General features: G+C 72.9%; 25 protein-coding genes and 1 pseudogene. 8 read left to right on the forward strand and 18 right to left on the reverse strand.

Features of this window, described 5'->3' with window-relative positions; translation table 11 throughout:
* Positions 1 to 132: 132 nt before the first annotated feature.
* Positions 133 to 582: a lamin tail domain-containing protein gene (locus ACFWUY_RS19145; protein ID WP_384109236.1), complete on the reverse strand. Its 450-nt coding sequence runs from the start codon at positions 580 to 582 to the stop codon at positions 133 to 135.
* Positions 583 to 707: 125 nt separating this feature from the next.
* Between ACFWUY_RS19145 and ACFWUY_RS19150 the strand changes: the two genes are divergently transcribed.
* Positions 708 to 1514 carry an MBL fold metallo-hydrolase gene (locus tag ACFWUY_RS19150; RefSeq protein WP_384109239.1) on the forward strand — a complete coding sequence of 269 codons (807 nt, stop codon included), beginning with the start codon at positions 708 to 710 and terminating at the stop codon, positions 1512 to 1514.
* On the opposite strand, the gene ACFWUY_RS19155 is transcribed toward ACFWUY_RS19150, so the two are convergent.
* Entirely contained in the window at positions 1456 to 2214 is a 759-nt protein-coding gene (locus tag ACFWUY_RS19155; protein ID WP_384109242.1) for a GntR family transcriptional regulator, read from the reverse strand. The two genes, ACFWUY_RS19150 and ACFWUY_RS19155, sit on opposite strands and share 59 nt — an antisense overlap.
* Positions 2215 to 2402: 188 nt before the next feature.
* Between ACFWUY_RS19155 and ACFWUY_RS19160 the strand changes: the two genes are divergently transcribed.
* The gene (locus ACFWUY_RS19160) at positions 2403 to 2627 is read left to right on the forward strand and encodes a hypothetical protein (protein WP_384109245.1); all 225 of its coding nucleotides are present in this window, start codon (positions 2403 to 2405) and stop codon (positions 2625 to 2627) included.
* Between the two features lie 62 nt (positions 2628 to 2689).
* Positions 2690 to 2950 (forward strand): DUF2277 domain-containing protein, encoded by a 261-nt coding sequence (locus ACFWUY_RS19165; protein ID WP_384109248.1) that lies wholly within the window; start codon positions 2690 to 2692, stop codon positions 2948 to 2950.
* Here ACFWUY_RS19165 and ACFWUY_RS19170 read toward each other — a convergent pair.
* The 5 genes from ACFWUY_RS19170 to ACFWUY_RS19190 form a co-directional block, all read right to left on the reverse strand.
* The gene (locus ACFWUY_RS19170) at positions 2910 to 3533 is read right to left on the reverse strand and encodes a DedA family protein (protein ID WP_384109653.1); all 624 of its coding nucleotides are present in this window, start codon (positions 3531 to 3533) and stop codon (positions 2910 to 2912) included. The two genes, ACFWUY_RS19165 and ACFWUY_RS19170, sit on opposite strands and share 41 nt — an antisense overlap.
* Before the next feature lie 277 nt (positions 3534 to 3810).
* Positions 3811 to 4272: a DoxX family protein gene (locus ACFWUY_RS19175; protein WP_384109656.1), complete on the reverse strand. Its 462-nt coding sequence runs from the start codon at positions 4270 to 4272 to the stop codon at positions 3811 to 3813.
* 307 nt (positions 4273 to 4579) lie between these two features.
* Complete coding sequence (locus ACFWUY_RS19180; RefSeq protein ID WP_384109660.1) at positions 4580 to 5224, reverse strand: HNH endonuclease family protein; 645 nt, start codon at positions 5222 to 5224, stop codon at positions 4580 to 4582.
* A gap of 348 nt (positions 5225 to 5572) precedes the next feature.
* Positions 5573 to 6241: an HAD-IA family hydrolase gene (locus ACFWUY_RS19185; protein ID WP_384109251.1), complete on the reverse strand. Its 669-nt coding sequence runs from the start codon at positions 6239 to 6241 to the stop codon at positions 5573 to 5575.
* Positions 6242 to 6533: 292 nt separating this feature from the next.
* The gene (locus ACFWUY_RS19190; protein ID WP_384109254.1) at positions 6534 to 7706 is read right to left on the reverse strand and encodes a peptidoglycan-binding protein; all 1173 of its coding nucleotides are present in this window, start codon (positions 7704 to 7706) and stop codon (positions 6534 to 6536) included.
* Positions 7707 to 7879: 173 nt separating this feature from the next.
* Here ACFWUY_RS19190 and ACFWUY_RS19195 point away from each other — a divergent pair, with 173 nt between their 5' ends.
* A complete protein-coding gene (locus tag ACFWUY_RS19195) occupies positions 7880 to 9940 on the forward strand; it encodes a DHA2 family efflux MFS transporter permease subunit (RefSeq protein ID WP_384109257.1) in 2061 nt (686 codons plus the stop codon).
* 109 nt (positions 9941 to 10049) lie between these two features.
* Complete coding sequence (locus tag ACFWUY_RS19200) at positions 10050 to 10799, forward strand: hypothetical protein (RefSeq protein WP_384109260.1); 750 nt, start codon at positions 10050 to 10052, stop codon at positions 10797 to 10799.
* Between the two features lie 21 nt (positions 10800 to 10820).
* Here ACFWUY_RS19200 and ACFWUY_RS19205 read toward each other — a convergent pair whose 3' ends face one another.
* Both ACFWUY_RS19205 and ACFWUY_RS19210 read right to left on the reverse strand, forming a co-directional pair.
* On the reverse strand, positions 10821 to 11306 hold the full coding sequence (locus ACFWUY_RS19205) for a GNAT family N-acetyltransferase (protein ID WP_384109264.1): 486 nt from the start codon (positions 11304 to 11306) through the stop codon (positions 10821 to 10823).
* A 64-nt stretch (positions 11307 to 11370) separates the two neighbouring features.
* Complete coding sequence (locus ACFWUY_RS19210; RefSeq protein WP_384109267.1) at positions 11371 to 11697, reverse strand: antibiotic biosynthesis monooxygenase family protein; 327 nt, start codon at positions 11695 to 11697, stop codon at positions 11371 to 11373.
* Between the two features lie 336 nt (positions 11698 to 12033).
* On the opposite strand from ACFWUY_RS19210, the gene ACFWUY_RS19215 reads away from it, so the two are divergent.
* The gene (locus ACFWUY_RS19215; protein WP_384109270.1) at positions 12034 to 13188 is read left to right on the forward strand and encodes a serpin family protein; all 1155 of its coding nucleotides are present in this window, start codon (positions 12034 to 12036) and stop codon (positions 13186 to 13188) included.
* On the opposite strand, the gene ACFWUY_RS19220 is transcribed toward ACFWUY_RS19215, so the two are convergent.
* From ACFWUY_RS19220 to ACFWUY_RS19230, 3 genes and pseudogenes are all read right to left on the reverse strand, one after another.
* Positions 13185 to 13865 (reverse strand): O-methyltransferase, encoded by a 681-nt coding sequence (locus tag ACFWUY_RS19220; RefSeq protein ID WP_384109273.1) that lies wholly within the window; start codon positions 13863 to 13865, stop codon positions 13185 to 13187. The two genes, ACFWUY_RS19215 and ACFWUY_RS19220, sit on opposite strands and share 4 nt — an antisense overlap.
* Positions 13862 to 14964: pseudogene (locus ACFWUY_RS19225) on the reverse strand (DUF2330 domain-containing protein). The gene ACFWUY_RS19220 and the pseudogene ACFWUY_RS19225 overlap by 4 nt, the downstream one beginning before the upstream one ends.
* A gap of 82 nt (positions 14965 to 15046) precedes the next feature.
* Positions 15047 to 16309: a cytochrome P450 gene (locus tag ACFWUY_RS19230; protein ID WP_384109277.1), complete on the reverse strand. Its 1263-nt coding sequence runs from the start codon at positions 16307 to 16309 to the stop codon at positions 15047 to 15049.
* 237 nt (positions 16310 to 16546) lie between these two features.
* On the opposite strand from ACFWUY_RS19230, the gene ACFWUY_RS19235 reads away from it, so the two are divergent.
* Positions 16547 to 17725, forward strand: a complete 1179-nt coding sequence (locus ACFWUY_RS19235; RefSeq protein ID WP_384109281.1) for a steroid 3-ketoacyl-CoA thiolase — start codon at positions 16547 to 16549, stop codon at positions 17723 to 17725.
* Here the strand turns inward: ACFWUY_RS19235 and ACFWUY_RS19240 are convergent.
* Together ACFWUY_RS19240 and ACFWUY_RS19245 are read right to left on the reverse strand one after the other, a co-directional pair.
* Entirely contained in the window at positions 17709 to 18791 is a 1083-nt protein-coding gene (locus ACFWUY_RS19240; RefSeq protein WP_384109284.1) for an NAD(P)H-dependent flavin oxidoreductase, read from the reverse strand. The two genes, ACFWUY_RS19235 and ACFWUY_RS19240, sit on opposite strands and share 17 nt — an antisense overlap.
* Positions 18788 to 19450 carry a flavodoxin family protein gene (locus ACFWUY_RS19245; RefSeq protein ID WP_384109287.1) on the reverse strand — a complete coding sequence of 221 codons (663 nt, stop codon included), beginning with the start codon at positions 19448 to 19450 and terminating at the stop codon, positions 18788 to 18790. The genes ACFWUY_RS19240 and ACFWUY_RS19245 overlap by 4 nt, the downstream gene beginning before the upstream one ends.
* A gap of 124 nt (positions 19451 to 19574) precedes the next feature.
* Between ACFWUY_RS19245 and ACFWUY_RS19250 the strand changes: the two genes are divergently transcribed.
* Entirely contained in the window at positions 19575 to 20177 is a 603-nt protein-coding gene (locus ACFWUY_RS19250; RefSeq protein ID WP_384109290.1) for a TetR/AcrR family transcriptional regulator, read from the forward strand.
* Positions 20178 to 20293: 116 nt separating this feature from the next.
* On the opposite strand, the gene ACFWUY_RS19255 is transcribed toward ACFWUY_RS19250, so the two are convergent.
* The 4 genes from ACFWUY_RS19255 to ACFWUY_RS19270 form a co-directional block, all read right to left on the reverse strand.
* On the reverse strand, positions 20294 to 20695 hold the full coding sequence (locus tag ACFWUY_RS19255; RefSeq protein ID WP_384109293.1) for a transglycosylase SLT domain-containing protein: 402 nt from the start codon (positions 20693 to 20695) through the stop codon (positions 20294 to 20296).
* A gap of 286 nt (positions 20696 to 20981) precedes the next feature.
* Complete coding sequence (locus ACFWUY_RS19260) at positions 20982 to 21908, reverse strand: ECF transporter S component (RefSeq protein ID WP_384109296.1); 927 nt, start codon at positions 21906 to 21908, stop codon at positions 20982 to 20984.
* Positions 21905 to 23653, reverse strand: a complete 1749-nt coding sequence (locus ACFWUY_RS19265; RefSeq protein WP_384109299.1) for an ABC transporter ATP-binding protein — start codon at positions 23651 to 23653, stop codon at positions 21905 to 21907. The genes ACFWUY_RS19260 and ACFWUY_RS19265 overlap by 4 nt, the downstream gene beginning before the upstream one ends.
* Positions 23650 to 24771 (reverse strand): energy-coupling factor transporter transmembrane component T, encoded by a 1122-nt coding sequence (locus ACFWUY_RS19270; protein ID WP_384109663.1) that lies wholly within the window; start codon positions 24769 to 24771, stop codon positions 23650 to 23652. The genes ACFWUY_RS19265 and ACFWUY_RS19270 overlap by 4 nt, the downstream gene beginning before the upstream one ends.
* Positions 24772 to 24839 lie beyond the last annotated feature (68 nt).

The following is a 24839-nucleotide window of genomic DNA, read 5'->3' on the forward strand; positions in this document are numbered from 1 at the left end:
TGGCGGGGGGGGGGCGCGGGGGCGCGCGTGGACCGCACGTACTACACCCCGCGCGGGGGGGGGGGGTGGTGTGGGGGGGGGGGGCCGGCCCCCCCCCCGGGGCCCCCGCCGCGCGTCAGGTGCGGTGCGGGGTCAGCACCACTTGTAGTCGACCCGCGTCGAGTTGTACGAGCAGACGTCGACCCGCGTGCCGTTCGACTTCTTCAGGGTCGCCGTGTCGCGGTCGTTGTTCCAGACGTACGCGCCGCGGTTCTGGTACACGTTCGCGGCGGTGTTCGTGCCGCGGCCCGTGCGGACCGTCACGATCTTGCCCTTGCCGAGCGTGAAGTTGCCGAAGGTGTACTTGTGGTTGGCCGCGTCCGTGAGCGTCCAGCCGCGCAGGTTGACCGCCGCGCCGGTCGTGTTGCGTATCTGCACGTACTCGGCGTTGAGGCTCGTGTTCGAGCGGCGGTCCGTACCGGGGCTGTCGTAGTAGATCTTGTACAGGTGCACCGATCCGGCGGCCTGCGCCTGCGTGGGCAGCAGCAGGATGCCGGAGGCGGCGGCCGCGGTCACGGCCGCGAACGTGCGTGCGCGAAGCATGAATGTCCCTCGGTTTCTGCCGAGCACCCGCCGATGGGGCTCGACGAGCACACAGAATACGCATCTTCTTCACGTCTTCCGCACAGGAACGAGGGAGTTGGCGAGAGGTCATTTAGGATTGTCCTATGTTCGACGAGTCCTTGCGTCTCACCGTCCTCGGCTCCGCCACTCCCTTCGCCCGGCCGGGCAACGCCTGTTCCGGCCTCCTCGTCGAGGGCGGCGGGGTCCGCGTCTGGGTCGACGCCGGAAGCGGCACCCTCGCCGAGCTCCAGCGGCACACCGCCCTCGGTGACGTCGACGCCGTGTGGATCTCCCATCTGCACGCCGATCATTCCGCCGACCTCCTCACCGCCTACTACGCGTTGCTCTACGCGGGCCTCGAGGTGCCGCTGCCGGTGCCGCTGTTCGGTCCGGCCGGAATCGCCGACCGGCTCGCCGGGTTCCTCACCAACGGGCCCGACCGCAGCCCCGTGGAACAGGCCTTCGCCGTGGAGGAGCTGGCCGACGGGCACGTCGTACGGATCGGAGGGCTCACCCTGCGGTCCCGGGCCGTCACCCACGGGCCGCCGGCCTTCGCGCTGCGCGTGGAGGACGAGGCAGGGCGCTCGCTCGTCTACTCCGGCGACTGCGAGCCCTGTCCTTCGCTCGTCGAACTCGCCCGGGACTGCGACCTCTTCGTGTGCGAGGCGGACGGCGGGACACCCGGCCACCACTCCGCCGCGCAGGCAGGCCGGAGCGCGGCCCTGGCCGGCGCCCGCCGGCTCGTCGTGACCCATGTCGGAGCGGGGCTGCGGCCGGAGGAGGCCGTCGCGCTGGCCGCCGCCGAGTTCCCCGGCGAGGTCGCCCACGCCGATCCCGGGCTGCGGTTCGAGGTCACGCGTCGAAGTCGTACTCCAGGACGTACGACGACGAGTCCAGCGTCATCTCGTTGAGCTCCACGGCCGTTCCCGGCCCGGTGAACGCCGTACGCCCGATGAGGACCACCGGCGTCCCGAACTCCAGGGCCAGCCGCTCCGACTCGTCCGCCGTCGGCATCCGGCAGCGGATCTCCTCACGGAACCGCACCGGCCGGTGGCCCAGCTCGGCCAGCCGGGCGTAGGTCCCGCCCGGCCCCGTGTCCGGCTCGGTGATCGGCGTACCGCGCACGAGATCCGCGGAGAGGTACGAGACGGACAGCAGCACCGGCTTGGCGTCCAGGACGAAGCGGCGGCTGCGGACACAGACCGTCGCGCCCGGCGCCAGGTTCAGCGCCTCCGCGATCCGCGCGCCGGCCTCCGTCTCGCCCACCTCGATCTGGTCGACGACCAGGTCCCGGTCCCGCGCGTCCGCCGCCCAGACCGAGCGCCCGGTGCCCCACTGCTCGCCCGACAGCCTCGGGATGCCCCGGCGGCGCAGCGGGCGGAAGGCGCGGACGAAGACCCCGGCGCCCTTGCGGGCCTCGGTGAGGCCCTCGTTGCGGAGCACGGAGAGCGCCTGGCGCGCGGTCATCCGGGCCACCGCGTAGGTCGTCATGAGGTCGTTCTCGCCGGGGAGCCGGTCGCCCGGCGCGAAGGCGCCCGACTGGATCGCGGTTCTCAACTCATCGGCGATGCGCTGGTACTTGGGCCGACGAGCGCTGTCCTGGTCGGTCACGGGTGGACCACTCCCTTCATTTGCGGGACACCCTACGGCGCACCCCGAGGCCAGGGTGCACACGTGTGCGCCGCCCTGCCCGGTCCATCCATCCATCGGGGGACATCTCTAGAGATACGTTGACAGGGCGGGGCCGCCGGGCTTCTCTGGGTGTCCCCCAACTTCAGGGACCGGGACGGAGGGGATACGTGCAGCCGCTGCCAGAGGTCGGTGACCTCGTCCGCGACACCGCCACCGGGCGGGTCGGTTTCTATGTGGAGAGCGTCTCCGGGCGCTTTCGGATCCGGGCCGTCCACGGCGGCGTCGAGTGGGAGGCCGAACCCGTCGACGTACAGCTCGCCACGCCCCTGCGTGAGCTACGGGCCCGCGCCGCCGAGATCAACGCGCGGAGCCGGCGGGGGCTCGGGGCCTGAGGGAGGGCCGCCCGGTGGGTGTGCTCGCGGTGCTTGTCAGTGGGGCGCGCCACACTGGAGGCATGTGCCGCAGCATCAAGACGCTCCGACCGCCCGTACTGCCCGAGGAGGCGACCGAGGACGACGTCCGCGCCGCCGCCCTGCAGTACGTCCGCAAGGTCTCCGGGTTCCGCGCCCCCGCCGCCCACAACCGCGAGGTCTTCGAGCGGGCCGTGGACGAGATCGCCGACGCGACCGCGAGACTCCTCGACGGCCTTGAGGTGCGCGGAGCGCGCCCGGGTGTCAGGACGCAGTCGCGGGAGCCACAGGCGGACGCCGTATGAGGTAGGCGGCGAGACCGCCCGCCAGGAAGAGCGCGAGGGTCGACACTCCCGCGCTGAACCAGGTCGCGCCCAGCCACTGCCCGCCCAGCCAGCCGAGCCCCACGCTGTACGAGGCCCAGGTCACGCCCGCGAGCGCCGACCACGGCAGGAACTCCTCCACCCGCCGCTTCGCCGCGCCCGCGCCGAGCGAGACCACGGAGCGGCCCGCCGGGGCGAAGCGCGCGAGGACGACAAGCAGGCCGCCGCCCCGGGCCAGTGCGGTGCCGAGACGTTCCTGCGCCAGGGACAGGCGCTTCGACCGGGCGATCGCCCGGTCCAGCCTGGCGCCGCCCCGCCGTGCGAGCCGGTACGCCAGGAAGTCGCCGAGGACCGAGGCCGCGGCCGCGCAGAGGAGCAGGGGGAGGAGCGAGGGCACGCCGGGGGTGGCCGCGGTGGCCGTCGCCGCCGCCGTGGCGGCGGTGATCACCAGGAAGCCGCTCGGCAGCACGGGCAGGAAGACGTCGAGCAGGATCGACGTCGCCACCACCGGATATATCCATGGGCCGGCGGTGAGCGACCGCAGCGATCCCAGGCTGTCGAGCAGATTCACAGGGCCAGAGCCTACGCGGGGGCGGGGGACCGCCTGCCGGGTGGGTGTCCGGCCCCCGCGCGGGCTCCGGTACGGCGGTCACGGGCCGACTCCGGTACGGCGGTCACGGGCCGACTTCTGTACGACGGTTCCGTGCCGGCGCTGTACGGCGGTCCCGTGCCGGCTTTCGCGCGGTGGTTCTGCGTCGGCTTCCGTACGGTGCCCCCGTGCCGGTTCCCGTACGGCGATCCTTCACGGGTTGCTGTGTGGCGCGCTCCCCGGCGGTGACGGCTCAGGCCGTGACCGGCGCGTCCCGCCGCTCCTCGCGGTTCTCGCCCGTCTCGCGGTTCGCCGGGCCCCCGTCGACCCGGCTTCCGAAGAGCCGGTCCAGGGCGAGTGCGCCCGGACCGGTGAACACGAGCAGCGCGAAGGACCAGCAGAACAGGGCCGCGGCCTCGCCGCCGTTCTGCAGCGGGAAGAGGGCCTCGGGCTGGTGGACCTTGAAGTACGCGTACGCCATCGAGCCGGAGGCGAGGAACGCGGCGCTCCGGGTGCCGAGACCGGCCAGGACCAGGACGCCGGCGCCGAGCTGGATCACGGCCGCGTACCAGCCCGGCCAGGTGCCGGCCGGGATCGTGCCGCCGCCCATCGCACCGCCGAGGACGCCGAACAGCGATGCGGCGCCGTGGCAGGCGAAGAGCAGGCCGACGACGATGCGGAAGAGACCGAGCGCGTACGGCTGGGCCTGGTCCAGGCGGCCGGAGAGGCTGCTCGCGCCGCCGTTCCGGCTGCGCGGGTCGTTCGGGTCGTCGAGGTTCTCGGGGCTGCCGGGGCTGTCGATGCTTTTGGGACTGCTGGGACTGCTGGGGGTGTTCATGGGGGACTCCTTCGGCCTGGCCTCGTCCGTGGGTGGACGGGGAGTGGGGGACGGGAACCGATGAGGCCGCTAGGTTAGGCACCCCTCACTAGTACTTGCAAGTTCAACATTCGGCCGCCGGGGAGGGTGTGGCGAGCCTCACTCCCCGGCGGCCGGTGCTGACCCGGTTTCAGACGCCCTGGCGTCAGCAGCCGTTGAGGACCGACTGGAGGGCGCTCTTCTCGGCGGAGTCGATGCTGAGCTTCCAGTGGTACTTCACGTGCACCCACGCGCGGGCGTACGTGCAGCGGTAGGCGGTCCTGGAGGGCAGCCACTCCGCCGGGTCGAGGTCGCCCTTCGCCTGGTTGACGTTGTCCGTCACGGCTATGAGTTGCGGACGGGTCAGGTCGTTCGCGAAGGCCTGGCGCTGCGCGGTGGTCCAGGAGTTGGCGCCCGAGCGCCACGCCTCGGAGAGGGCGACGACGTGGTCGATGTCGAGGTCGGACGCGACGGTCCAGGTGGCGCCGTCGTACTCGGAGTACCAACTGCCGCTGACCGAGGCGCAGCTGGAGTCGGTGACGACGTTCACGCCGTCGCGCTTGAGGACGGTCTCGCGCGTGTTGCAGGCGCCGGACTGGGTGATCCAGTGCGGGAAGAGGTCCCGGCTGTAGCCGGTGGAGGAACCTTCCGCCTTCACGGTGAGGGCGGCCAGGTAGGTGCGGGCCGTGGCGGCGCTGACGGGGGTGGGCATGGCCGCCTGGGCGGCCGGGGCGGTGGCGAGGAGGCCGGTGGCGGCGAGGGCGGCGGAGGTGGCGAGAACGGCGAGTCGACGCGCGTAGATCATGCCGATGGGCATGTGAGCTCCCTTGGGCTGGGGGGACCTTGGCCGGATGCCGTCCCCGCGGGGGTGCCGGGCGGCGGCCCGGTCATCGTGGCGGCGCCAGGTTTCGGTGGGGGGTGCGCCAGGTAACAGAGTGGCGACATGGACACGTCACATCAAGGGGTGTGAAGTGCTCGATGGAAGAGTGGACTTCGCCGACGGGCCGGGGTGGACGTACGGCGAGACCCCCGGCCGTTCCTCGGCCGGGGGTCTCGTCGTGTTCGGAATGGGGTTCCCGTCGTGCGGGAACGGGATCTTGCGGAAGGTCCTGCGGAAGGTCCTGCGGAAGGTCCTGCGGAAGGTCCTGCGGGAGGGGTCCTACGGGAGGACGGTCAGGAGGATCGATCCGTCGGCCGCGGGCTCGACCCGCAGACGGGTCAGGTCGGCGACGTGCACGTCGGGCGCGAAGGCCGCCGCGCGCGGACCCACGCCCACGATCCTCATGCCGGCCGCGCGGCCCGCCTGGATGCCGGCCTCGGAGTCCTCGAGGACGATGCAGTCGGCGGGGGCGAAGCCCAGCTCCGCCGCGCCCTTGAGGAAGCCCTCGGGGTCCGGCTTGCTGGCCCCGACGTGCTCGGCGGTGACCCGGGTCTCCGGCATCGGCAGCGCCGCCGCGCCCATGCGGGCCTGTGCGAGGGCCTCGTTCGCCGAGGTCACCAGGGCGTGCGGCAGCTCCGCGAGCGCGGCCATGAAGGCGGGCGCGCCGGGGACGGGTACGACGCCGTCGAGGTCGGCCGTCTCCTCGGCGAGCATCACCCGGTTGTCGGCGTGGTTCTCTTCCATCGGGCGGTCCGGAAGGAGGACGGCCATCGTCGCGTACCCCTGGCGGCCGTGGACCACCTGGAGCACGGCGTCCCCGTCGAGGCCCTGCCGCTCCGCCCAGCGACGCCAGCAGCGCTCGACGACGGCGTCCGAGTTGACGAGGGTGCCGTCCATGTCGAGGAGGAGGGCGCGGGCGGTGAGCGGTGCCGGGGTGGTGGCGGGCATCGGGTCTCCAGAGGGGGTGGCGGAGAGAACGAAGTGGTCCCGCCCACCGGTCAGGGATTGCGGGCGGGGCCACTTTGTTTTTTTACGATACAAAACGGAGGACGGTCTTGGCCAGCCGGTCCGCATGCCGGGACCCGGAGGGGACGGGCGGCTCGCGACCGCGTCGGGGATCCGGTGACCACGGCCCGGCTCCGACTTCGGCTCGGATGCCGGGGTGTCGGTGACCACGGCCCGGCTCCGCCCCGCTCCGGCTCGGATGCCGGAGCATCGGTGACCACGGCCCCGCTCCGGCTCAGATGTCGGGGGTGTTCTCCTCGAGGATCCGGCGCGTGTCCGGGCCGTACACGCCCACCGGGTCGCCCGGGATGTACCGCCACGACTGGTAGCGGGCCACCGCTTCCTGGACCTCCTCGTCGTACCTGCCGTTGATGCGGCCGTGGTAGACCCACACGGCGGCGAGCCGCCGCTGGAGCTCCCGTACCTCCTGTCCGGTGGAACCGAGGCTCAGGGTCAGCACCTCCTCACCCTCCTCCGGCGACTCCGTCGACTCCGTCGGCGGAGCCGTCGTGGCCGGCGCCGTCGGTGCGATTTCCGGCGCCGAGGAGGAGGCGGACGCCGACGGCGACGCCGCGCCCGTCGCGCCGGCCGAGGCGCTGGGCGACGCGGTGGTGCGGCTCGCGGAGGGGGTGGGCGTCGGCGACGCGGACGTCCGGCGGGGAGTGGGGGAGGAGGAGGTCGGCTCCGGACTCTCGGACGAGGTGGACGGTGACGGGGCCTCCGACACGGCCAGGTTCAGGGACGCGCTCGTGGTCACCTCGGGTACGGCCGCCCGGTCGTCGGCCTGCTCCCCGCCGCCGAGCACGGCCGCGGCCAGGGCGGCCGTGCCCGCCACGGCGACGGCCGTGACGGCCGCGACGACCATTCCCCGCCTGCGTCCGTGCCCCCGCTCCTGGCCGTGCGGGGGTGGTACGTCCCCGACGCCGCGCAGCAGCAACGGCATCGTTTCCGAGGGGTCGCCCCCGGAGTGGTGACGGTGTCCGGGGTACGCCTCCGCCCCGCGAGGATCCGCCGGGTACGCCTCCGCCCCGCGGGAGCCCGCCGGATACGACCCTGCCCCATGGGCGTCCGCCGGGTGCGCCCCCGCGCCATGCGCGTCCGCGCCCGGTGCCGGCGCCGTGACGGTTCCCCCGTCCGGCCGGATCGCCGCCAACTGAGCCGTCGGCGGATCGTCGGCCCCGTACGAGCCCGTGTCGTCCCCTGCCCCGTACGAGCCCGCGCCGTTCCCCGTCCCGTACGGGCTCCTGCCACCCCCCGCCCCGTGCGGGTCCGCCTCCTCCGGCGAGTCCAGCGTCACGTACGGCCTGATCCGGAGCGGATCGAAGTCCTCGGCCGCCGCCAGTTCCGCCTGGGCGCAGGCGCAGCCAGGTCTGTGTACACCGCATTCAGGACAGACGTGTCCGGTCATGATGGGTCCCCTCCCCGATACCACTGCGAGCGATTATGCAGCCCGCCCCTTTCCGGTGGGCGAACAGCCGTGCCCTTCCGGAGGCCGTAACCGGACATTCGGACCAGGATGGAGAAGCCGTCCCCTGGGCCGTCCGGCGGGACGCCCCGACGAGACGCCCAGAGGAGACGCCCATGGCCCAGGAGACAAGCCCCTCCCAGCTCGGCGGCGCCCCCGCGCCGGGAGAGGGGCAGAGCCACCGCACCGTCCTCGTCGCGATCGGCGCACTGCTGCTCGGCATGCTGCTCGCCGCACTCGACCAGACCATCGTCTCGACCGCGCTGCCGACCATCGTCAGCGAGCTCGGCGGCATGGAGCACCTGTCCTGGGTCGTCACCGCCTACATGCTGGCGTCCACGGCCGCGACCCCCCTCTGGGGCAAGCTGGGTGACCAGTACGGGCGGAAGAAGCTCTTCCAGGCGGCCATCGTCATCTTCCTCATCGGCTCCGCCCTCTGCGGCATCGCCCAGAACATGCCGCAGCTCATCGCCTTCCGCGCGATCCAGGGCCTCGGCGGCGGCGGCCTCATGGTCCTGTCGATGGCGATCGTCGGCGACCTCGTCTCGCCCCGGGAACGCGGCAAGTACCAGGGTCTCTTCGGCGCCGTCTTCGGTGCCACCAGCGTCCTCGGGCCGCTGCTCGGCGGCCTCTTCACCGAGCACCTCTCCTGGCGCTGGGTCTTCTACATCAACCTGCCGATCGGAATCGTCGCCCTCTTCGTGATCGCCGCCGTCCTGCACATCCCGGTCCGCTCCAGCCGCCACACCATCGACTACCTCGGCACCTTCCTCATCGCCTCCGTGGCCACCTGTCTGGTCCTCGTGGCCTCCCTCGGCGGCACCACCTGGGCGTGGGGCTCGGCCCAGATCATCGGCCTCGCCGTCCTCGGAGCCGTACTCCTCGTCTGGTTCGTCCGGGTCGAGCAGCGGGCGGCCGAACCCGTCCTGCCGCTCAAGCTGTTCCGGATCCGGACCTTCACCCTCGTCTCGGTCATCAGCTTCGTCGTCGGGTTCGCGATGTTCGGCGCCATGACCTATCTGCCGACGTTCCTCCAGGTCGTGCAGGGCGTCACCCCGACCATGTCGGGCGTGCACATGCTGCCCATGGTCGCCGGCATGCTGATCACCTCCACGGCCTCGGGGCAGATCGTCTCCCGTACCGGCCGCTGGAAGGTCTTCCCCATCGCCGGCACCGCCCTCACCGCCCTCGGACTGCTCCTCCTCAACGAGCTGACGGAGACCACCTCCACCTGGGCGATGAGCGTCTCCTTCTTCGTCTTCGGCGCCGGGCTCGGCCTCGTCATGCAGGTCCTCGTCCTGGTCGTGCAGAACGCCGTCTCGTACGAGGACCTCGGCGTCGCCACCTCGGGAGCCACCTTCTTCCGCTCCATCGGCGCCTCCTTCGGCGTCGCCGTCTTCGGCACGATCTTCACCAACCGGCTCACCCGCAAGCTCGACGACGTGTTCGCCGCGGCGGGACAGGACCTCCCGCCGGGCATCGGCGCCGATCAGGTCGCGGCCGACCCGCGCTCCATCGCCACGCTCCCGCCCGAACTGCGCCCCTCCGTCCTCCACGCGTACGCCACCTCCATCACCGACGTCTTCCTGTACGCGGCACCCGTCGTCCTCGTCGCCTTCGTCGTCGCCTGGTTCCTCAAGGAGGACAAGCTGCGGGCGTCGGTCACCGCGCCCGACACCAGCCAGACGCTCGCCTCCAACCCCGTCGAACGCTCCTCGTACGACGAATGCGCCCGCGCCCTGTCCGTCCTCGGCTCCCGCGAGGGCCGCAAGGCGGTCTACGAGAAGATCACCGCCCGCGCCGGGCTCGACCTGCTGCCCGCCGCGAGCTGGCTGCTGCTCCGCGTCCGCCGTCACGGCACCGTCGAACCGGCCCGGCTCGCCGAGACCGTGCCCGTACCGCTGCGGGTGATCACGGAGGCCTCGCGGCAGGTGGAGGAACGGCGCCTGGTCACCCGGGAGGGGCTGCAGCTGATCCTCACCGAGGAGGGCGTACAGGCGGCGACGAAGCTGGCCAAGGCCCGGGAGGAGTCCCTCGCCGAACTCCTCGGCGACTGGTGGGGGCCCGACCGGCCCACCGACCTCGTCCAACTGGTGGAGGAGCTGACGGCGGAACTGTCCGGCTCGGACGGGGAGCGGCCGCACGACCCGGAGCCGCCCCGCGACCACCACGCGTAGGGGGCGTCGCGCGACGCAACTCCCCCTCCGCAAAACCTCTGTGATCAGCACTCAGGCGCCCTCAGTACGCTGTCCCCTCCAAGATCACGTCGCAGGGGGGACGGGCAGGATGAGCAGCGAACAGCCACACCAGGGCGGGTACGGCGGGCAGCCCGGGTACGGGGCGCCCGGCGCACCCGGCGGATACGGAGCACCGGCGCAGCCGGCCCCCGTCCGCCCGGCCTCCCACCGAGGGGCCTGGATCGGCGCGGGAGCCACCCTCCTCGCGGCGGTGATCGGTGTCGTCGGTACGTACGTGGTGACCAGCAACAGCAAGCCGACACCACCCGCCGCACAGGGCCCGGCGCCCTCGGTCACCACGGCCGGCACCCCGGGCGGCGAGGCGGCTCCCCCGGACGCGTCGCAGAGCCCGGACACCTCGCAGTCCCGGTCCCCGGAGTCGCAGGCACCCCGGACGGCCCCGACGCCGCCCGCGAAGCCGGCCGGCACGGTCGAGTGGCAGGGCGCCCTGGCGATCACCTACACGGACTCCAAGGACCTGGACTCCGCGCCCCCCGTCGACTCCGAGATCAGGGAGGAGAACGACTTCTCCGTCTACCCGTTCGGCAGTCACATGCTGCGGCCCGAGGGCGGGGCGAAGGCGCTGGTGTGGAAGGACTCCACGAAGACGCCCGCGTACGAGGACTGCGCGGGCGTCGTCGACACCCTGGGGACCGACGCGGACATGAAGCTGAAGACGGGCCTGGTCGTCTGCGCCCGCACCAACGACGGCAGGCTCGCCCGGCTGACCGTCAAGGAACTCACCGGGCAGTCCTCCGACACGGCCGGCGTCTTCGACGTCGTCGTCTGGAGCGGCTGACCCCGTCCGCCCTCCGGCGGGTCAGAGCTCCTTGCCGTACCAGACGTCCATGTACGGACCGGTGCAGTACGCCGGGATCTCCGCGTACCCGTGCCGGGTGTACAGGGCGCGCGCCTCGACCAGGTCCAGGCGCGTGTTGAGGACCATCCGGCGCGCGCCGAGCGCACGGGCCGCGTCCTCGAGGCCGTCCATCAGGACGCCGGCGCCGCCGAGGCCGCGGAAGGCGTGACGCAGGAAGACCCGGGTCAGCTCGGCGCGTCCCTCGTCGAGGAGGAGGACTCCGCCGCAGGCGGCCGGCTTCCCCTCGTAGCGCCCGACGAGGAACTGCCCGGTCGGCGGGGTCAGCAGCTCGACCCCGTCACCGGTCAGACCCTCGTCGATCTCCGCCTCGGTCGCGGGCCGCTTCCAGTAGCGGCCGGCGACGTCGCCGTAGTAGTCGCGGCGCAGGGCCGTCGCGTCCGGGGTGCCGACGCGCTCGGGGGTGAAAGTCCAGGTCATGCGCGCCATTGTGTGGCGCGCACGACCCGGGGCGCAGCCCGGTTTCCCGCGGCCGGCCCGGGCGCGGCGCGGCTCAGCTCTTCGGGGACGCCTGCTGGACGACCTCGAAGGACCAGAGGGTGGACCCGGAGGCGGCGGGCTTCGGCCGCTCGCCGCCCTCGCCGCCGCCCTGGTGCGCGGCCTTCATGGAACCGTTCATCCACGCCTGGAAGTCCTCCTCGCTGCGCCAGCGGGTGTACACCAGGTACTGGTCGGTGCCTTCGAGCGGGCGCAGCAGCTCGAACCACTCGAATCCGTCGGACCCCTCGACGGCCCCGGCCCGCGACGCGAACCGCTGCTCCAGCACCTCACGCTGCTCGGCCGGAACGGTCAGGACGTTGATCTTTACGATGCTGGGCACACGACACCTCTCGGAAAGCACAGGCCGGGCGCTGCGCCGAGCCTTGACGACGTGCCTGCAGTCTCCTACATCCACCCGTCGGGACGGCGTGAGGACCCGGGCCGGGGCCGAGACGCGCGTTTCCGGGAATCCGGGCGGAGCCGCGGCCGCCGGGCCGCCGTCGACGTACTCGTGGCGCTTCTCTGTGCGCCGGGACGAGCGCGAGGTGGTGGAGCTGTTCTTCTTCTACGGTGATCCCGACATCGGGAACACGTACGTGATGACGCGTGGGGCGACGTCGTAGCGGGAGGGGAGCGGTCCGGATGCTCATGGAGGGCACGAGACAGGAGGCGGGACATGGTCGGCCCTGAGCCGGTAGTGGGGACGGACGCGATACGGAACCTGGCCGCGCGCTGGCTTCCCCTCCTCGGCGACGACGACTTCGTCGTCTCGCCGGCCGGGTTGTGGCTGGCGCTCGGGGCCGTCGCCTCCGGGGCCCGGGGGCGGACCGGGGACGAGCTGCGGGAGCTGCTCGGGGTCGAGGGGGAGGCGGCCGCCGAGGCCGTGACCCGGGCCGGGCGGTGGCTCGGGGAGACGGGCGGGGTCACGGTGGGGACCGGGGTGTGGAGCACGATGCCGCTGCTCGACGCCTTTCGGGCGGGGCTGCCCGGCGTCCGGTTCGGGGTGTTTCCCCGGGCCGCCTTGTTCGCGCTGCCCGACGCCTTCTTCGGGGCGACGGACGACATGTCCTTCGGCGAGCTCCCCGACCTTCAGGGGGAGCTCGACGCCTGGGTGCACGGTGCCACCGGAGGGCGGATCCGGCGACTGCCGCTCGAACTCGACGGGTCCGAGGACCTGGTCCTGCTCAACGCCCTCACCCTGAAGGCCTGCTGGCTGACCGCCTTCCCCGGACATCTCACCCGCGACGAGCCCTTCACCGACGGGTACGGCGACACCCGGCCCGTACCGACCATGCGGCAGCGGATCCCGGCCGGGTGGGTCTGGTACGTGGGCGGGGCCACCGTCGTCGAGCTGCCCTGCGCGGGGGAGCGGGGCGTGCGCGTGCGGTTCGTGATCGGGGGCGAGGGGGCCGGGCCCGGCGACGTGCTGCCCGCCGCCTGGGCCGGGGCCGGTGAGCGGCGGGCGCTCGTCGCCGACTCGGCCGTCCTCACCCTGCCGCGCTTCACCCTCCGTACGAAGACCGACGCGATCGAGCACCTGGCCGCGCTCGGCCTCGACCGGGCGCTCGGCCCGGAGGCCGACTTCTCGGGGATCTCCGAGGCGGACCAGTACATCGACAAGGTCGTACAGGAGGCGGTGGTCGAGATCGCCGAGGAGGGCGTGGAGGCCGCCGCCGTCACCCAGGTGACGATGACCCGCGGCGCCGCCGCGCCCCGTCACGAGGTGGTGGAACGGATCGCCTTCGACCGGCCCTTCGGGGTGGTCGTCCTCGACGGGTCCGGCGAGGTGCCGCTGTTCACGGGGTGGCGGCAGAGCGCGCCGGGGGTCTAACCCACGACGCGGGCGAGCAGCAGGCCGTCGTAGCCCTTCGTGCCGACCGTCTGGACGGCGGTCGCGTCCAGACGGGGTTCACGGGCGACGAGGTCGAACAGCTCACGGGTGCCGGTGATCGCCGGGTCGTCCGGGTCCGGGGTGGTGATCCGGCCGCCCCGCACCACGTTGTCGACGATGATCACCGTGCCGGGCCGTGAGAGCTTCAGGGCCCACTCCACGTAACGCGGGTTGTTGACCTTGTCGGCGTCGATGAAGACCAGGTCGAAGGGGCCCGCGCCCTCCGCCTCCAGGAGCGGCAGGGTGTCCAGGGCGGCGCCCGTGCGGACCTCGACGATCTTCTCGAGGCCCGCACGGGCGATGTTGGCGCGGGCGACGTCCGCGTGGGCGGGGTCGTACTCCAGGGTGATCAGCCGCCCGTCGGCGGGCAGGGCGCGGGCCAGCCAGATGGTGCTGTAGCCGCCGAGGGTGCCGATCTCCAGGATGTTCCGGGCGCCCTGCGTCTGCGCGAGCAGGTGGAGCAGCTTGCCCTGGTTGGGGGCGACGGCGATCTCGGGCAGCCCGGCCGCCGAGGAGGCGGCGAGCGCGGCGGTCAGCGCCTCGTCGGCGGGGGCGATCGTCTCGGTGAAGTAGGCGTCGACCGCGTTCCACTGGGGGTTCGTCTGCTGGTTCGTCATGCGGGCGAACGTACACCGGGGTCGGCTGCCGGACGGCGCCGTGCCACGCGTACGAGCAGGAGCGCCGTCACCACCGCGAGCAGCAGACCGCCGCCCACCGTCAGGAGCCAGACGGGGATGCCGCCGCCCACGGTGAGGAGCCGGTCGGTGTACTCGACCCGGCGGTACGGGGTGTCGGCGACGGTCCGCAGGTGGTGGTCGTCGTCGATCCGGGCCGGGTCGGGAAACTCCTGCTCCAGGACGGTCAGATGGACCGGCCGTTTCCCGGTGAGCCCGGCGACGGCGCCCTCGGGGTGTTCGATCCGGCCGGCGAAGGTCACCTCGGGGCGGTCGCCGCCGATGGAGGAGCGGGGCTCCATCCGGTGGTCGGCGAGGACGTAGAGGCCGAGGGTCTGGTCGGTCGCCGCGAGGCGGGAGAGCCGCATGGGATAGACGAGTTCGGAGGAGGCGAAGGTGATGCGCAGCGGCGTCAGCCTGCCCTGGAGGACGGTGTCCTTCTCCTGGGGGGGGCGAGGCGGACGGCGACGTACTCCCACTTCCGGTCCACGTACGGCTGGAGGGCGCCGGTCAGCCGGTCGGGCAGCTCGAAGCCGTTGGCGCGGAGCCAGTCGCCGAGGGCCTCGGGGTCGGTCGCGGTCAGCCGGGCGACGTCGAAGGGGCCGAGCCGCTCGCGGCCGACGACGCCGACGCCCGCGCCCGCGCCGGGCGGCGGGGCGCCGGCCCCGTCACCGTAGCCGTCGGTGAACGGCCAGTCGCCCTCGCGCGGCCAGAAGTGGAAGCGGTCGCGCTGTTCCGGCTCGCTGAGACGTTCGAGCGCCCGGAAGAGCTCCGGGTCGCCGAGGGTGACGTCGGCGCGGCTCGGCACCGGCATGATCCAGGCGGCCTTCCTGGCGTTGCCGTGGACGTTGAAGCGCATGACGACGGTCTCGGTGCGTCCGTCCCAGCGGACGGCGGACTCCTCCCGGTCGACGCCGATGCGCTCGGCCCTGGTCGGGATCATGGCGCCGCAGCCGCAGGCGTACGCCGGCGCGACGAGCGAGCCGAGCTGGAGCGCGAGCAGCGCGACGATGGTGGTCAGGAATCTGTGTGTCCCCCGCATGCGGGGTGGGACGTCCCCCGTGGTGTTCCGGTTCCGGTTCCGGCCGGTTCCGGCCGGTCCCGGTCCCGGTCCCGTTCCCGTGTCAGGTGGAGGCGCGGACCCTGAGCTCCTTCACGCCGTTCAGCCAGGCGGCCCGCAGCCTGCGTGGCTCGCCGGCGAGCGTGAGGTCGGGCAGGGCGTCCGCGACCGCGTTGAAGATCAGCTCGATCTCCTTGATCGCGAGGGACTTGCCCAGGCAGAAGTGGGGTCCGCCGCCGCCGAAGCCGAGGTGCGGGTTGGGGTCGCGGGTGATGTCGAAGCGTTCGGGGTCGGTGAAGACCTCGGGGTCGTTGTTGGCGGAGGAGTAGAAGAGGCCGATCCGGTCGCCCTTGGCGATCTTCTGCCCGCCGAGTTCGGTGTCCTGCGTCGCGGTCCGCTGGAAGGAGACGACGGGGGTCGCCCAGCGCACGATCTCCTCGGCGGTGGTCACGGGCCGTTCCCGCTTGAAGCGCTCCCACTCCTCGGGGTGGGTGAGGAAGGCGTGCATGCCGTGGCTGATGGCGTTCCGGGTGGTCTCGTTGCCGGCGACGGCGAGGAGGAGGACGAAGAGGCCGAACTCGTCGGAGGAGAGGTTGCCCTGGCCCTCGGCGGCGACGAGTTGGCTGACGATGTCGGCGGCGGGGCATTCCTTGCGGGCGGCGGCCATGGTCATGGCGTAGCCGATGAGTTCCATGGCGGCCTCGGCGCCGACCTCTTCGGTGATGGCGTACTCGGGATCGTCGTACGCGATCATCTTGTTCGACCAGTCGAAGATCCGGGAGCGGTCCTCCTGGGGGACGCCGATGAGTTCGGCGATGGCCTGGAGGGGAAGCTCGACGGCGACCTTGGTGACGAAGTCGAAGGTGCCGTCGGCGTCCGCGCCGCGTTTCGCCTCGTCGACGATGGCGTGGGCGCGGTCGCGCAGGGCGGTCTCCAGGTTCCGTATCGCGCGGGGGGTGAAGCCGCGCTGGACGATCTGGCGGACGCGGGTGTGCTCGGGCGGGTCCATGTTGAGCATGATCAGCTTCTGGACCTCGATTTGGTCCCGGGTGATGTGCTCGTTGAAGCGGATGACGGCGGTGTTCTCGTTCGAGGAGAACAGCTCGGGGTGGGTGGAGACGTACTTGACGTCCGCGTGGCGCGTGACGGCCCAGTACCCGCCGTCCTCGAAGCCGGTGACGCCGGGCGGCTGGGGGCACCACCAGACGGGCGCGGTCCGCCGCAGCCGGGCGAACTCCGGGAAGGGGACGCGGTCGCGGAGCAGATCGGGATCGGTGGCGTCGAACCCTTCGGGGAGAAGCCCTTCGGGAAGAGGGGGGCAGGGCATCGGCAACACACTCCACATCTGATGAGACCTGATGGACCGTCAGGAGTTGCCGGGAAAGTTAGTAACGAGTTCTACAAGTAGCAAGGGCCAGAACGGGAAGTGTTGCCTCCCGGACCCTTGCGTACCCGCGGTAGCAGTCATAAGACTGCACAGAGAACTAGAACGCGTATCAGTTCCCCGTGACGCCGACCGACGGGCTGCCGGGACGCCCCGTCCGGTCGAGGAGAGGACGAGCCCATGGCCGCGGAACCCGTCATCGTCGAAGCCGTACGCACCCCCATCGGCAAGCGCGGAGGCGCGCTCGCCAACCTCCACCCCGCCTACCTCCTGGGCGAGACCTACCGCGAACTCCTCGGACGCACCGGCATCCACGCCGACTGCGTCGAGCAGATCGTCGGCGGTACGGTCACCCACGCCGGCGAGCAGTCCATGAACCCGGCGCGCACCGCCTGGCTCACCATGGGCCTCCCCTACGAGACGGCCGCCACCACCGTCGACTGCCAGTGCGGTTCCTCGCAGCAGGCGAGCCACATGGTCGCCAACATGGTCGCGGCCGGGGTCATCGACATCGGGATCAGCTGCGGCGTCGAGGCCATGTCCCGGGTGCCGCTCGGCTCCGGTTCCAAGCACGGCCCCGGCAAGCCCTTCCCCGACGAGTGGAACGTCGACCTCCCCAACCAGTTCGAGGCCGCCGAACGCATCGCCCGCCGGCGCGGCCTCACCCGTGAACGCGTCGACTCCCTCGGGCTGCTCTCCCAGGAACGGGCCGCGCACGCCTGGGCCGAGGAGCGCTTCAAGCGCGAGACCTTCGCCGTCCAGGTCCCCACCACCGAGGAGGAACAGGCCGCGGGGCAGGGCATGTGGCGGCTCGTCGACCGGGACGAGGGCCTGCGCGACACCACCATGGAGGGCCTCGCCCGCCTCAAGCCCGTCATGCCGACCGCCGTCCACACCGCCGGGAACTCCTCGCAGATCTCCGACGGCGCCGCCGCCCTCATGTGGGCCTCCAAGCGCATGGCCCGCGCCCTGAAGCTCCGCCCCCGCGCCCGGATCGTCGCCCAGGCCCTCGTCGGCGCCGACCCGCACTTCCACCTCGACGGCCCGATCGACGCCACGCGCGCGGTCCTCGGCAAGGCCGGCATGTCGCTCAGGGACATCGACCTGGTCGAGATCAACGAGGCCTTCGCCTCGGTGGTACTGAGCTGGGCACAGGTCTTCGAACGGGACCTGGACGGCCTGGAGAAGGTCAACGTCAACGGCGGCGCCATCGCCCTCGGCCACCCCGTCGGCGCGACCGGGGCACGGCTCATCGCCACCGCCCTGCACGAACTGGAGCGATCCGACAAGGAGTTCGCGCTCATCACGATGTGCGCGGGCGGAGCGGTGGCGACCGGGACGATCATCCAGCGGCTGTAGCCGCCGTGGCCGCTTCGGCCAGGTCCGCCAGGTACCCCGCGGCGCTCGTGCCCGCACGGGCGAGGGCCGCGCCCTGGCCGGCCCACAGGTTGACGTACTCGGCACGCCCCGCGGCCCCCGCCGCCCGGCGGATCGGCTGCATCAGGGCGTTCTGGACGGGATACGGCGGGACCTCGTCCTCGTACGCCGCCATCTCACGGACGAAGCGGTTCGGGACGCCCCGGGCCGTGCGACCGGAGAAGAGGCGGGTGAGGACCGTCGTGCGGGAGGCGGACGTGCCGAGCGTCCGCCGGTGCGCCTCGCTCGCGCCCGACTCGCGGGTGGCGAGGAAGCCCGTACCGATCTGGACGGCGTCGGCGCCGAGGGCGAGCGCGGCCGCGATCCCCCGCCCGTCGACGATGCCGCCCGCCGCGACCACCGGCACGGTGACCGCGTCCGCCACCTGCGGGACCAGCGAGAACGTACCGACCAGGGACTCCCGTACCGGACGCAGGAACGCCCCCCGGTGCCCGCCCGCGTCGCTGCCCGACGCGACGATCGCGTCCACGCCCGACCTTTCGAGGGCCACGGCCTCCTCTACCGTCGTCGCCGTACCGATCAGGGCGATGCCGAGCCGTCGCGTCTCCGAGACGAGCCGGCGTGACGGCGGCCCCATCACCAGGCTGATCACCGGCGGCCCGGCGGCGAGCAGGGCGTCGACCTGCGCCTCGTACTCCGGCCGTGCCGCCACGTCGGCGGCCGCCGGCGCGGTCACGCCGAGCCGCTCGTAGTACGGCTCCAACCGGGCGATGTGCGCGGCGAGTTCCCTGTCGGTCGGCCGGAGCGCCCGCTCGTCCGCCAGCGGCACCCACAGGTTCACCGCGAACGGCCGCCCCGTGCGCGCCTTCAGCCGGGCCACCAGGTCCGTGATCTCCTCCGGGGCGAGGACGTGTGCTCCGTACGAGCCGAGCCCGCCGCCCTCCGAGACCGCGGCGGTCAGCTCCACCGAGGAGAGCCCGCCGCCGAAGGGGCCCTGCACGATCGGCAGCTCGACGCCGAGGAGCTCCCCGAGCCGGCCCGGCCTCATGCCGTCACCGCCAGGGCGCGCTCCGCCTCGCGGCCCAGGGCCTGGCGCAGCGCGGCCCGCGCCACACGCTCGCCCAGGTGCCGGGCCGTCCGCAGGTCGGACACCCCCGGCGCCTCGTCCGGGCCGAGGTCGGAGGGGGACTGGGCCATGGCGCCGACGAAGCCGCCGAGCCGGTTGAGGTCCTCGGGGCTGCCCCCGCTGGAGTAGATCCAGCCGGGTTCCAGGCCCAGCGGCACCCAGGTCATGCCGTGCTGCGCGGCGAAGACGGTCAGCGAGAGCAGGGCGTTGTCCTTGTTGCCGTTCACCCCCGCCGAGTTGGTGAAGCCGGCCGCGAGCTTGTCCTGCCAGCCGCGCGCGGCCCAGACCGGCGCGCTCGCCTCGGCGAACCGCTGGAAGCCGGCCGAGGTCGCCCCCATGTAGGTGGGCGACCCGAAGACGATCGCCTCGGCCCCGTCGAGGGCGGCCCACAGCGACGCGTCGAGGGACGACACGTCCCGCGGGTCGGCGTGGACGCCGGGGACGGAGGCGGCGCCCTCGGCGACGGCGGCGGCCTGGCGGGCGGTGTGCCCGTAGCCGCTGTGGTGGGCGACGACGACGGTGACGGACGGGGCGCCGGGGGAGAGGAGGGTGAGGGGGGCGGTGGTGGGTACGGGGGGCATGCGCGGTCTCCTGTGTCGTCGGCGGGCCGTGTGCCCGCCGCCGTCGAGGACACTAGACGACCGGTCAACTAAAAAGCCACACCGCTCTCGACCCGCATAGTTGACCGGCCGTATAGTGATCGCCATGGGACGCACCAGCACGGCACGCGAGCGGCTCCTCGAAGCCACCGGTGACCTCATGCGCAGCCGCGGCTACGGCGGCCTCGGTGTCGCCGAGATCTGTGCCCGCGCCGACGTGCGGAAGGGCAGCTTCTACCACTTCTTCGAGTCCAAGCAGGCCCTCACCGTCGAGGTCGTCGACGCCTACTGGCAGGACGAGCGGGCCTGCTGGACCGGGGCGCTCGCGGGCCCCGAGCCCGCCCTCGAACGGCTCCGCCGCCTGCTCGACGGCATGGCCGCCGTCCAGCGCCGGACGAAGGAGACCTCCGGCACGGTCGACGGCTGCCTCCTCGGGAACCTCGCCCTGGAGCTGAGTACCCAGGAGCCCGGTGTCCGGGCCCGCCTGGAGGAGATCTTCGACGAGCAGATCGCCCTGGTCGCCGGCGTCCTCGCCGAGGCCTCGGCCGACGGCGCCGTCCCGGCGGACCGGACCACGACAGCGACCGCCCGCGCGGTCGTCGCACTCCTTGAGGGCCTGGTGCTCTTCGCCAAGCTCAGGAACGATCCGGCGGTCATGGACGACCTGTGGCCGCAGACGCTGATGCTGCTCGGTGCGGAGAGCGCGTAGAGGGCGCAGAGGGGGCAGGTCGGGGGTCCCGGGCCCGGGGCCGGAAACGCCGCAGGCCCCGCCCTCCTTGTGCGGGAGGCGGGGCCTTGCGTGGGGGCGGCTTTCGGCGGTGACTCTTAGTACCAGCCGTTGGCCTGCCAGAACGCCCAGGCGGCGTTCGGGGAGCCGTAGCGCTCGTTCATGTAGTCGAGACCCCACTTGATCTGCGTGGCGGGGTTCGTCTTCCAGTCGGAACCGGCCGAGGACATCTTCGAGGCCGGGAGGGCCTGCACGAGACCGTAGGCACCACTGGAGGAGTTGGTGGCCGTGTGGTTCCAGTGGGACTCGTGCTCGACGATCTTGCTGAAGGACGCGTACTGCGAGGCGGGAACGATCTGTCGTGCGAGCTCCTGCGGGCTGGCGGCCGAAGCCGAGCCCGTCGTGCCCAGCACCGCACCGGACGCGCCCAGCAGCACGGCTGCGGAGACGGCGATCTTCTTGTTGCGGGCAGAGGCGCGAGTGGTGAGCGAGCGGATCAACGTATCGACCTAACTTCGGGGACAAGGGGCGCGCCGGGCGTTTTCGGCAAGCCGGAACCAGAGCCCGGGGAACCCGGGAACTGGGGGGAACCGGCCGTCCGAGGCGCCGTGGTGAGCACCGGCTGCCTGGCGACGTCCACCAGACAACCAGGGCCCGAACGCCGACGCAACGACCCCCTGTACGAGGAAGGTTCGGACCCGAGAGGCGATCGTCGGGGGGTGGACCGGAGATGATTTCGCAGGTCATGACCCCTGATGGGTGATTTGGGTGGGTACCGCCCGGCTACTATTCCGGCTCGTACGTGACGTAGGTCCTGTGGGGCGCCTCACCCGGCGAGGCCTCCGCAGGGGCCTCGAATGTGACCTGGGCCTCGAAGTTCGCCCGCCGCGTGGCCCGCCGCAGCGCCTTCAGGAGCGTGCCGCCGATCGTGAGGGTGAGGACGACGGTCAGGGCGGCCCGGCCGAGGTCCCAGCCGAGGGAGGTCGCCACCAGGAAGGCGAGGAAACGGACCAGGTTCTCGTGCAGCGGCGCACCCGGGACGAAGTAGATCCCGCCGCTCCCGTCCCCCATGGCACCCTCCCCGCCACCGAGCGTCACCCAGCCGTAGAGATTGGTGACCGTGCCGTACGCGAACGCCGCCACGAAGCCGTACGCCGACAGCATCAGGAGCTCGCCCCGCCCCCGCGTCCCACGAGAGCCCGGCAGCAGCCCGGCGCCCATCGTGAACCAGCCCATCGCGAGCATCTGCGTCGGCATCCACGGCCCCACACCACCGGTGAGCAGGGCGGACGCGAACATCGTCACCGCGCCGAGGACGAAACCGAAACCCGGTCCGAGGACCCGGCCGCTCAGCACCATCAGGAAGAACATCGGCTCCAGACCGGCCGTCCCCGCCCCGAGCGGCCGCAGGGCGGCCCCCACGGCGGCGAGCACCCCCAGCATCGCGACCGCCTTCGCGTCCATCCCGCAGTCGGCGATCGTGGCGACGACCACCGCGATCAGCAGCGGGAGCAGGACGGCGAAGAGCCAGGGCGCGTCCGCCGCGTGCGTGGTGACGGCCGAGGTCGCGTCGGCGAAGAGCGGCCAGCAGATGCCGAAGACCCCGACCACGGAGACCAGGACCAGCGCGGCGACGGAACGGGGCCCCAGACGGATCGGGCGCGTGCTCGCGGGGCGGCTCCTCGCGGGGCCCTCTTCTGCGGGGCCTTTCACAGCGCCTCCTCCACCTGCTCGACCGTGAGCCAGGGCCGCGGGGCGAGGATCTTCGCGACCTGCGGCGAGAACGCGGGCGAGGAGACGACGACCTCGGCCGTCGGGCCGTCCGCGACCACCTCGCCGTCCGCGACGATCACCACCCGGTGTGCCAGCTCGGCCGCCAGCTCCACGTCGTGCGTGGCGAGCACGATCGCGTGCCCGTCCGCCGCGAGGGAACGCAGATGGGTGACCAGACGGGCCTTCGCCGCGTAGTCCAGACCCCGCGTCGGCTCGTCCAGGAGCAGCAGCGGCGGGCGGCCGGTCAGGACGACGGCCAGCGCGAGCGCCAGGCGCTGCCCCTCGGACAGGTCCCGGGGATGCGTGTCGTCCGCCACTCCGGGCAGCAGCTCCGACACCAGTGCCCGGCAGGTCCCGGGGGCGGCGCCCGCGTCCGCGTCGGCCGCGGCGCACTCGGCGGCCACGGTGTCCGCGTACAGCAGGTCGCGCGGTTCCTGCGGGACCAGGCCGACCCGGCGGATCAGCTCGCGGGGGTCCGTCTCGTGCGGGGTCCGCCCCGCGACGCGGACGGTGCCGGCGGTGGGGGCGATCATGCCGACGAGGGTCGAGAGCAGGGTGGACTTTCCGGCGCCGTTGCGGCCCATGAGCGCGAGGGTCTCGCCCGCCCGGACCTGGAGGTCGATGTGGCGGAGGGCCTCCACGCGGCCGCGGCGGACGGCGAGGCCTTCGGTGAGGACGAGGGGGGTGGTGGGGGTGGTGGGAGTGACAGGGCGGGTGCGGCGCCGCTTGAAGAGGCTGAGTCCCCCACCCCGCCCCTTCCCGAAACCGGGGCTCCGCCCCAGACCCCGGTCCTCAAACGCCGGCGGGGCTGAAGGTTCGGCCCCGCCGGCGTTTGAGGCGCGGGGTACGGGGTGGAGCCCCGCGGGGACCCGCCCCTCCAGCCGGGCCTTCAGCGCGTCCGCCCTCCGCCGCGCGTCCCGCACCGTCAGCGGCAGCGGCTCCCAGCCCGCCAGCCGTCCGAGCCCCACCACCGGCGGGTGCACCGGTGACACCGCCATGATCTCGGCGGGGGAGCCCATCACGCCCTCCGGCAGTAGCAGCACCTGGTCCGCGTACTGCACCACCCGTTCAAGGCGGTGCTCCGCGAGCAGCACCGTCGTGCCCAGGTCGTGCACCAGGCGCTGGAGGACCGCGAGGACGTCCTCCGCCGCCGACGGGTCGAGCGCCGAGGTCGGCTCGTCGAGGACGAGGACCTTGGGGTGCGGGGTGAGGACGGAGCCGATCGCGACCCGCTGGCGCTGGCCGCCGGAGAGCGTGGCGAGGGGGCGGTCGCGGAGTTCCGCGAGGCCGAGGAGGTCGAGGGTCTCCTCGACGCGGCGCCGCATGACGCCGGGCGCGAGGCCGAGGGACTCCATGCCGTACGCCAGCTCGTCCTCGACCGTGTCGGTGACGAAGTGCGCGGACGGGTCCTGGCCGACCGTGCCCACCAGGTCCGCGAGCTCGCGCGGCGGATGGGTGCGGGTGTCGCGGCCGTCGACGGTGACGCGGCCGGTCAGGGTGCCGCCCGTGAAGTGGGGGACGAGTCCGGAGACCGCGCCCAGGAGGGTCGACTTGCCGGCGCCCGAGGGGCCGACGAGCAGCACGAGCTCTCCCTCGGGGACGGTGAGGTCCACGTTCCGCAGGGTCGGCGGCTGCTGCCCGTCGGACCCCTCGTAGGTCACCGAGACGTTCTCGAAGCGGATCACGCGTTCTCCTTGGCGACGGAGGCAACGGGGGGAACGGGGGCCACGAACGCGGGCAGCAGCCCCAGCAGGATCGATGCGGCGGGCCAGAGCGGCAGCTCCGGCGCCTCCAGGGGGACGACCCCGGGGTGCAGCGCGTCCGGCGCGTACGCGTTCGCCCAGATCATCAGGACGGCGACGGCCACTCCCGAGCTCGTGACCAGCCAGGCCCGGAGGCCCCAGCGGTCCGGCCGGTAGCGGGTGCGGACCGTCCTGCGCCCGCCGAGCCGCAGCCCCGCCATGGCGGCGAGGAGCCCGCCGCCGAGCAGCGGCAGCCCGTACCCCGCGCCCTCCGCCGCGAGCAGCCCGTACGAACCGGCGCAGACGCCGAGCAGCCCGCCCAGGGTCAGCACGTTCGTGGTGCGCCGGACGGAGGCCGGGACCCGCGCCGTCCGCCCGTAACCGCGCGCGTCCATCGAGGCCGCGACGGCGATCGACCGTTCGAGGGCTCCCTCGAGGACCGGCAGGCCGACCTGGAGGACCGCCCGTACGCCGCCGGCGGGACGGCCGCGGAGCCGGCGGGCGGTCCGCAGCCGGACCACGTCGGCGACCATGTTCGGCGCGAAGGTCATCGCCACGACGACGGCGACCCCCACCTCGTACAGCGCGCCCGGCAGCGATTTGAGCAGCCGCGCCGGGTTGGCCAGGGCGTTCGCCGCGCCCACGCAGATCAGCAGGGTCGCCAGCTTGGCCCCGTCGTACACCGCGAACACCAGCTGCTCGGCCGTCACCCGGCCCCCGATCCGTACCCCTTGGGCCCAGTCGGGCAGCGGCACCTCGGGCAGCGTGAACAGGACGTGCGTTCCCGGGATCGGGGAGCCGAGCAGCAGCGAGAAGACGACCCGCAGGAAGACGACGAACAGGCCGAGCTTCACGAACGCGCCGTACGAGCGGGCCCAGGGCGCGTCCGTACGGCGGGCCGCCACGACGTAACCGGCGACCCCGACGAGCAGGCCGAGGAGCAGGGGGTTGGTGGTACGGGAGGCGGCGACGGCCAGACCGAGCGCCCACAGCCACCAGGCGCCGGCGTGCAGGGCGTTGGCCCGGCTCGCCTCGGGGGCGCGCAGGGCGACGGGGGACATCACGCCGAACACGCGGAACACGGGGAGCACGCGGAGCACGCGGAGCACTGAGGACGCGGGGGACACGC

The organism is Streptomyces sp. NPDC058664, assembly GCF_042716635.1.
GTDB lineage: Bacteria > Actinomycetota > Actinomycetes > Streptomycetales > Streptomycetaceae > Streptomyces.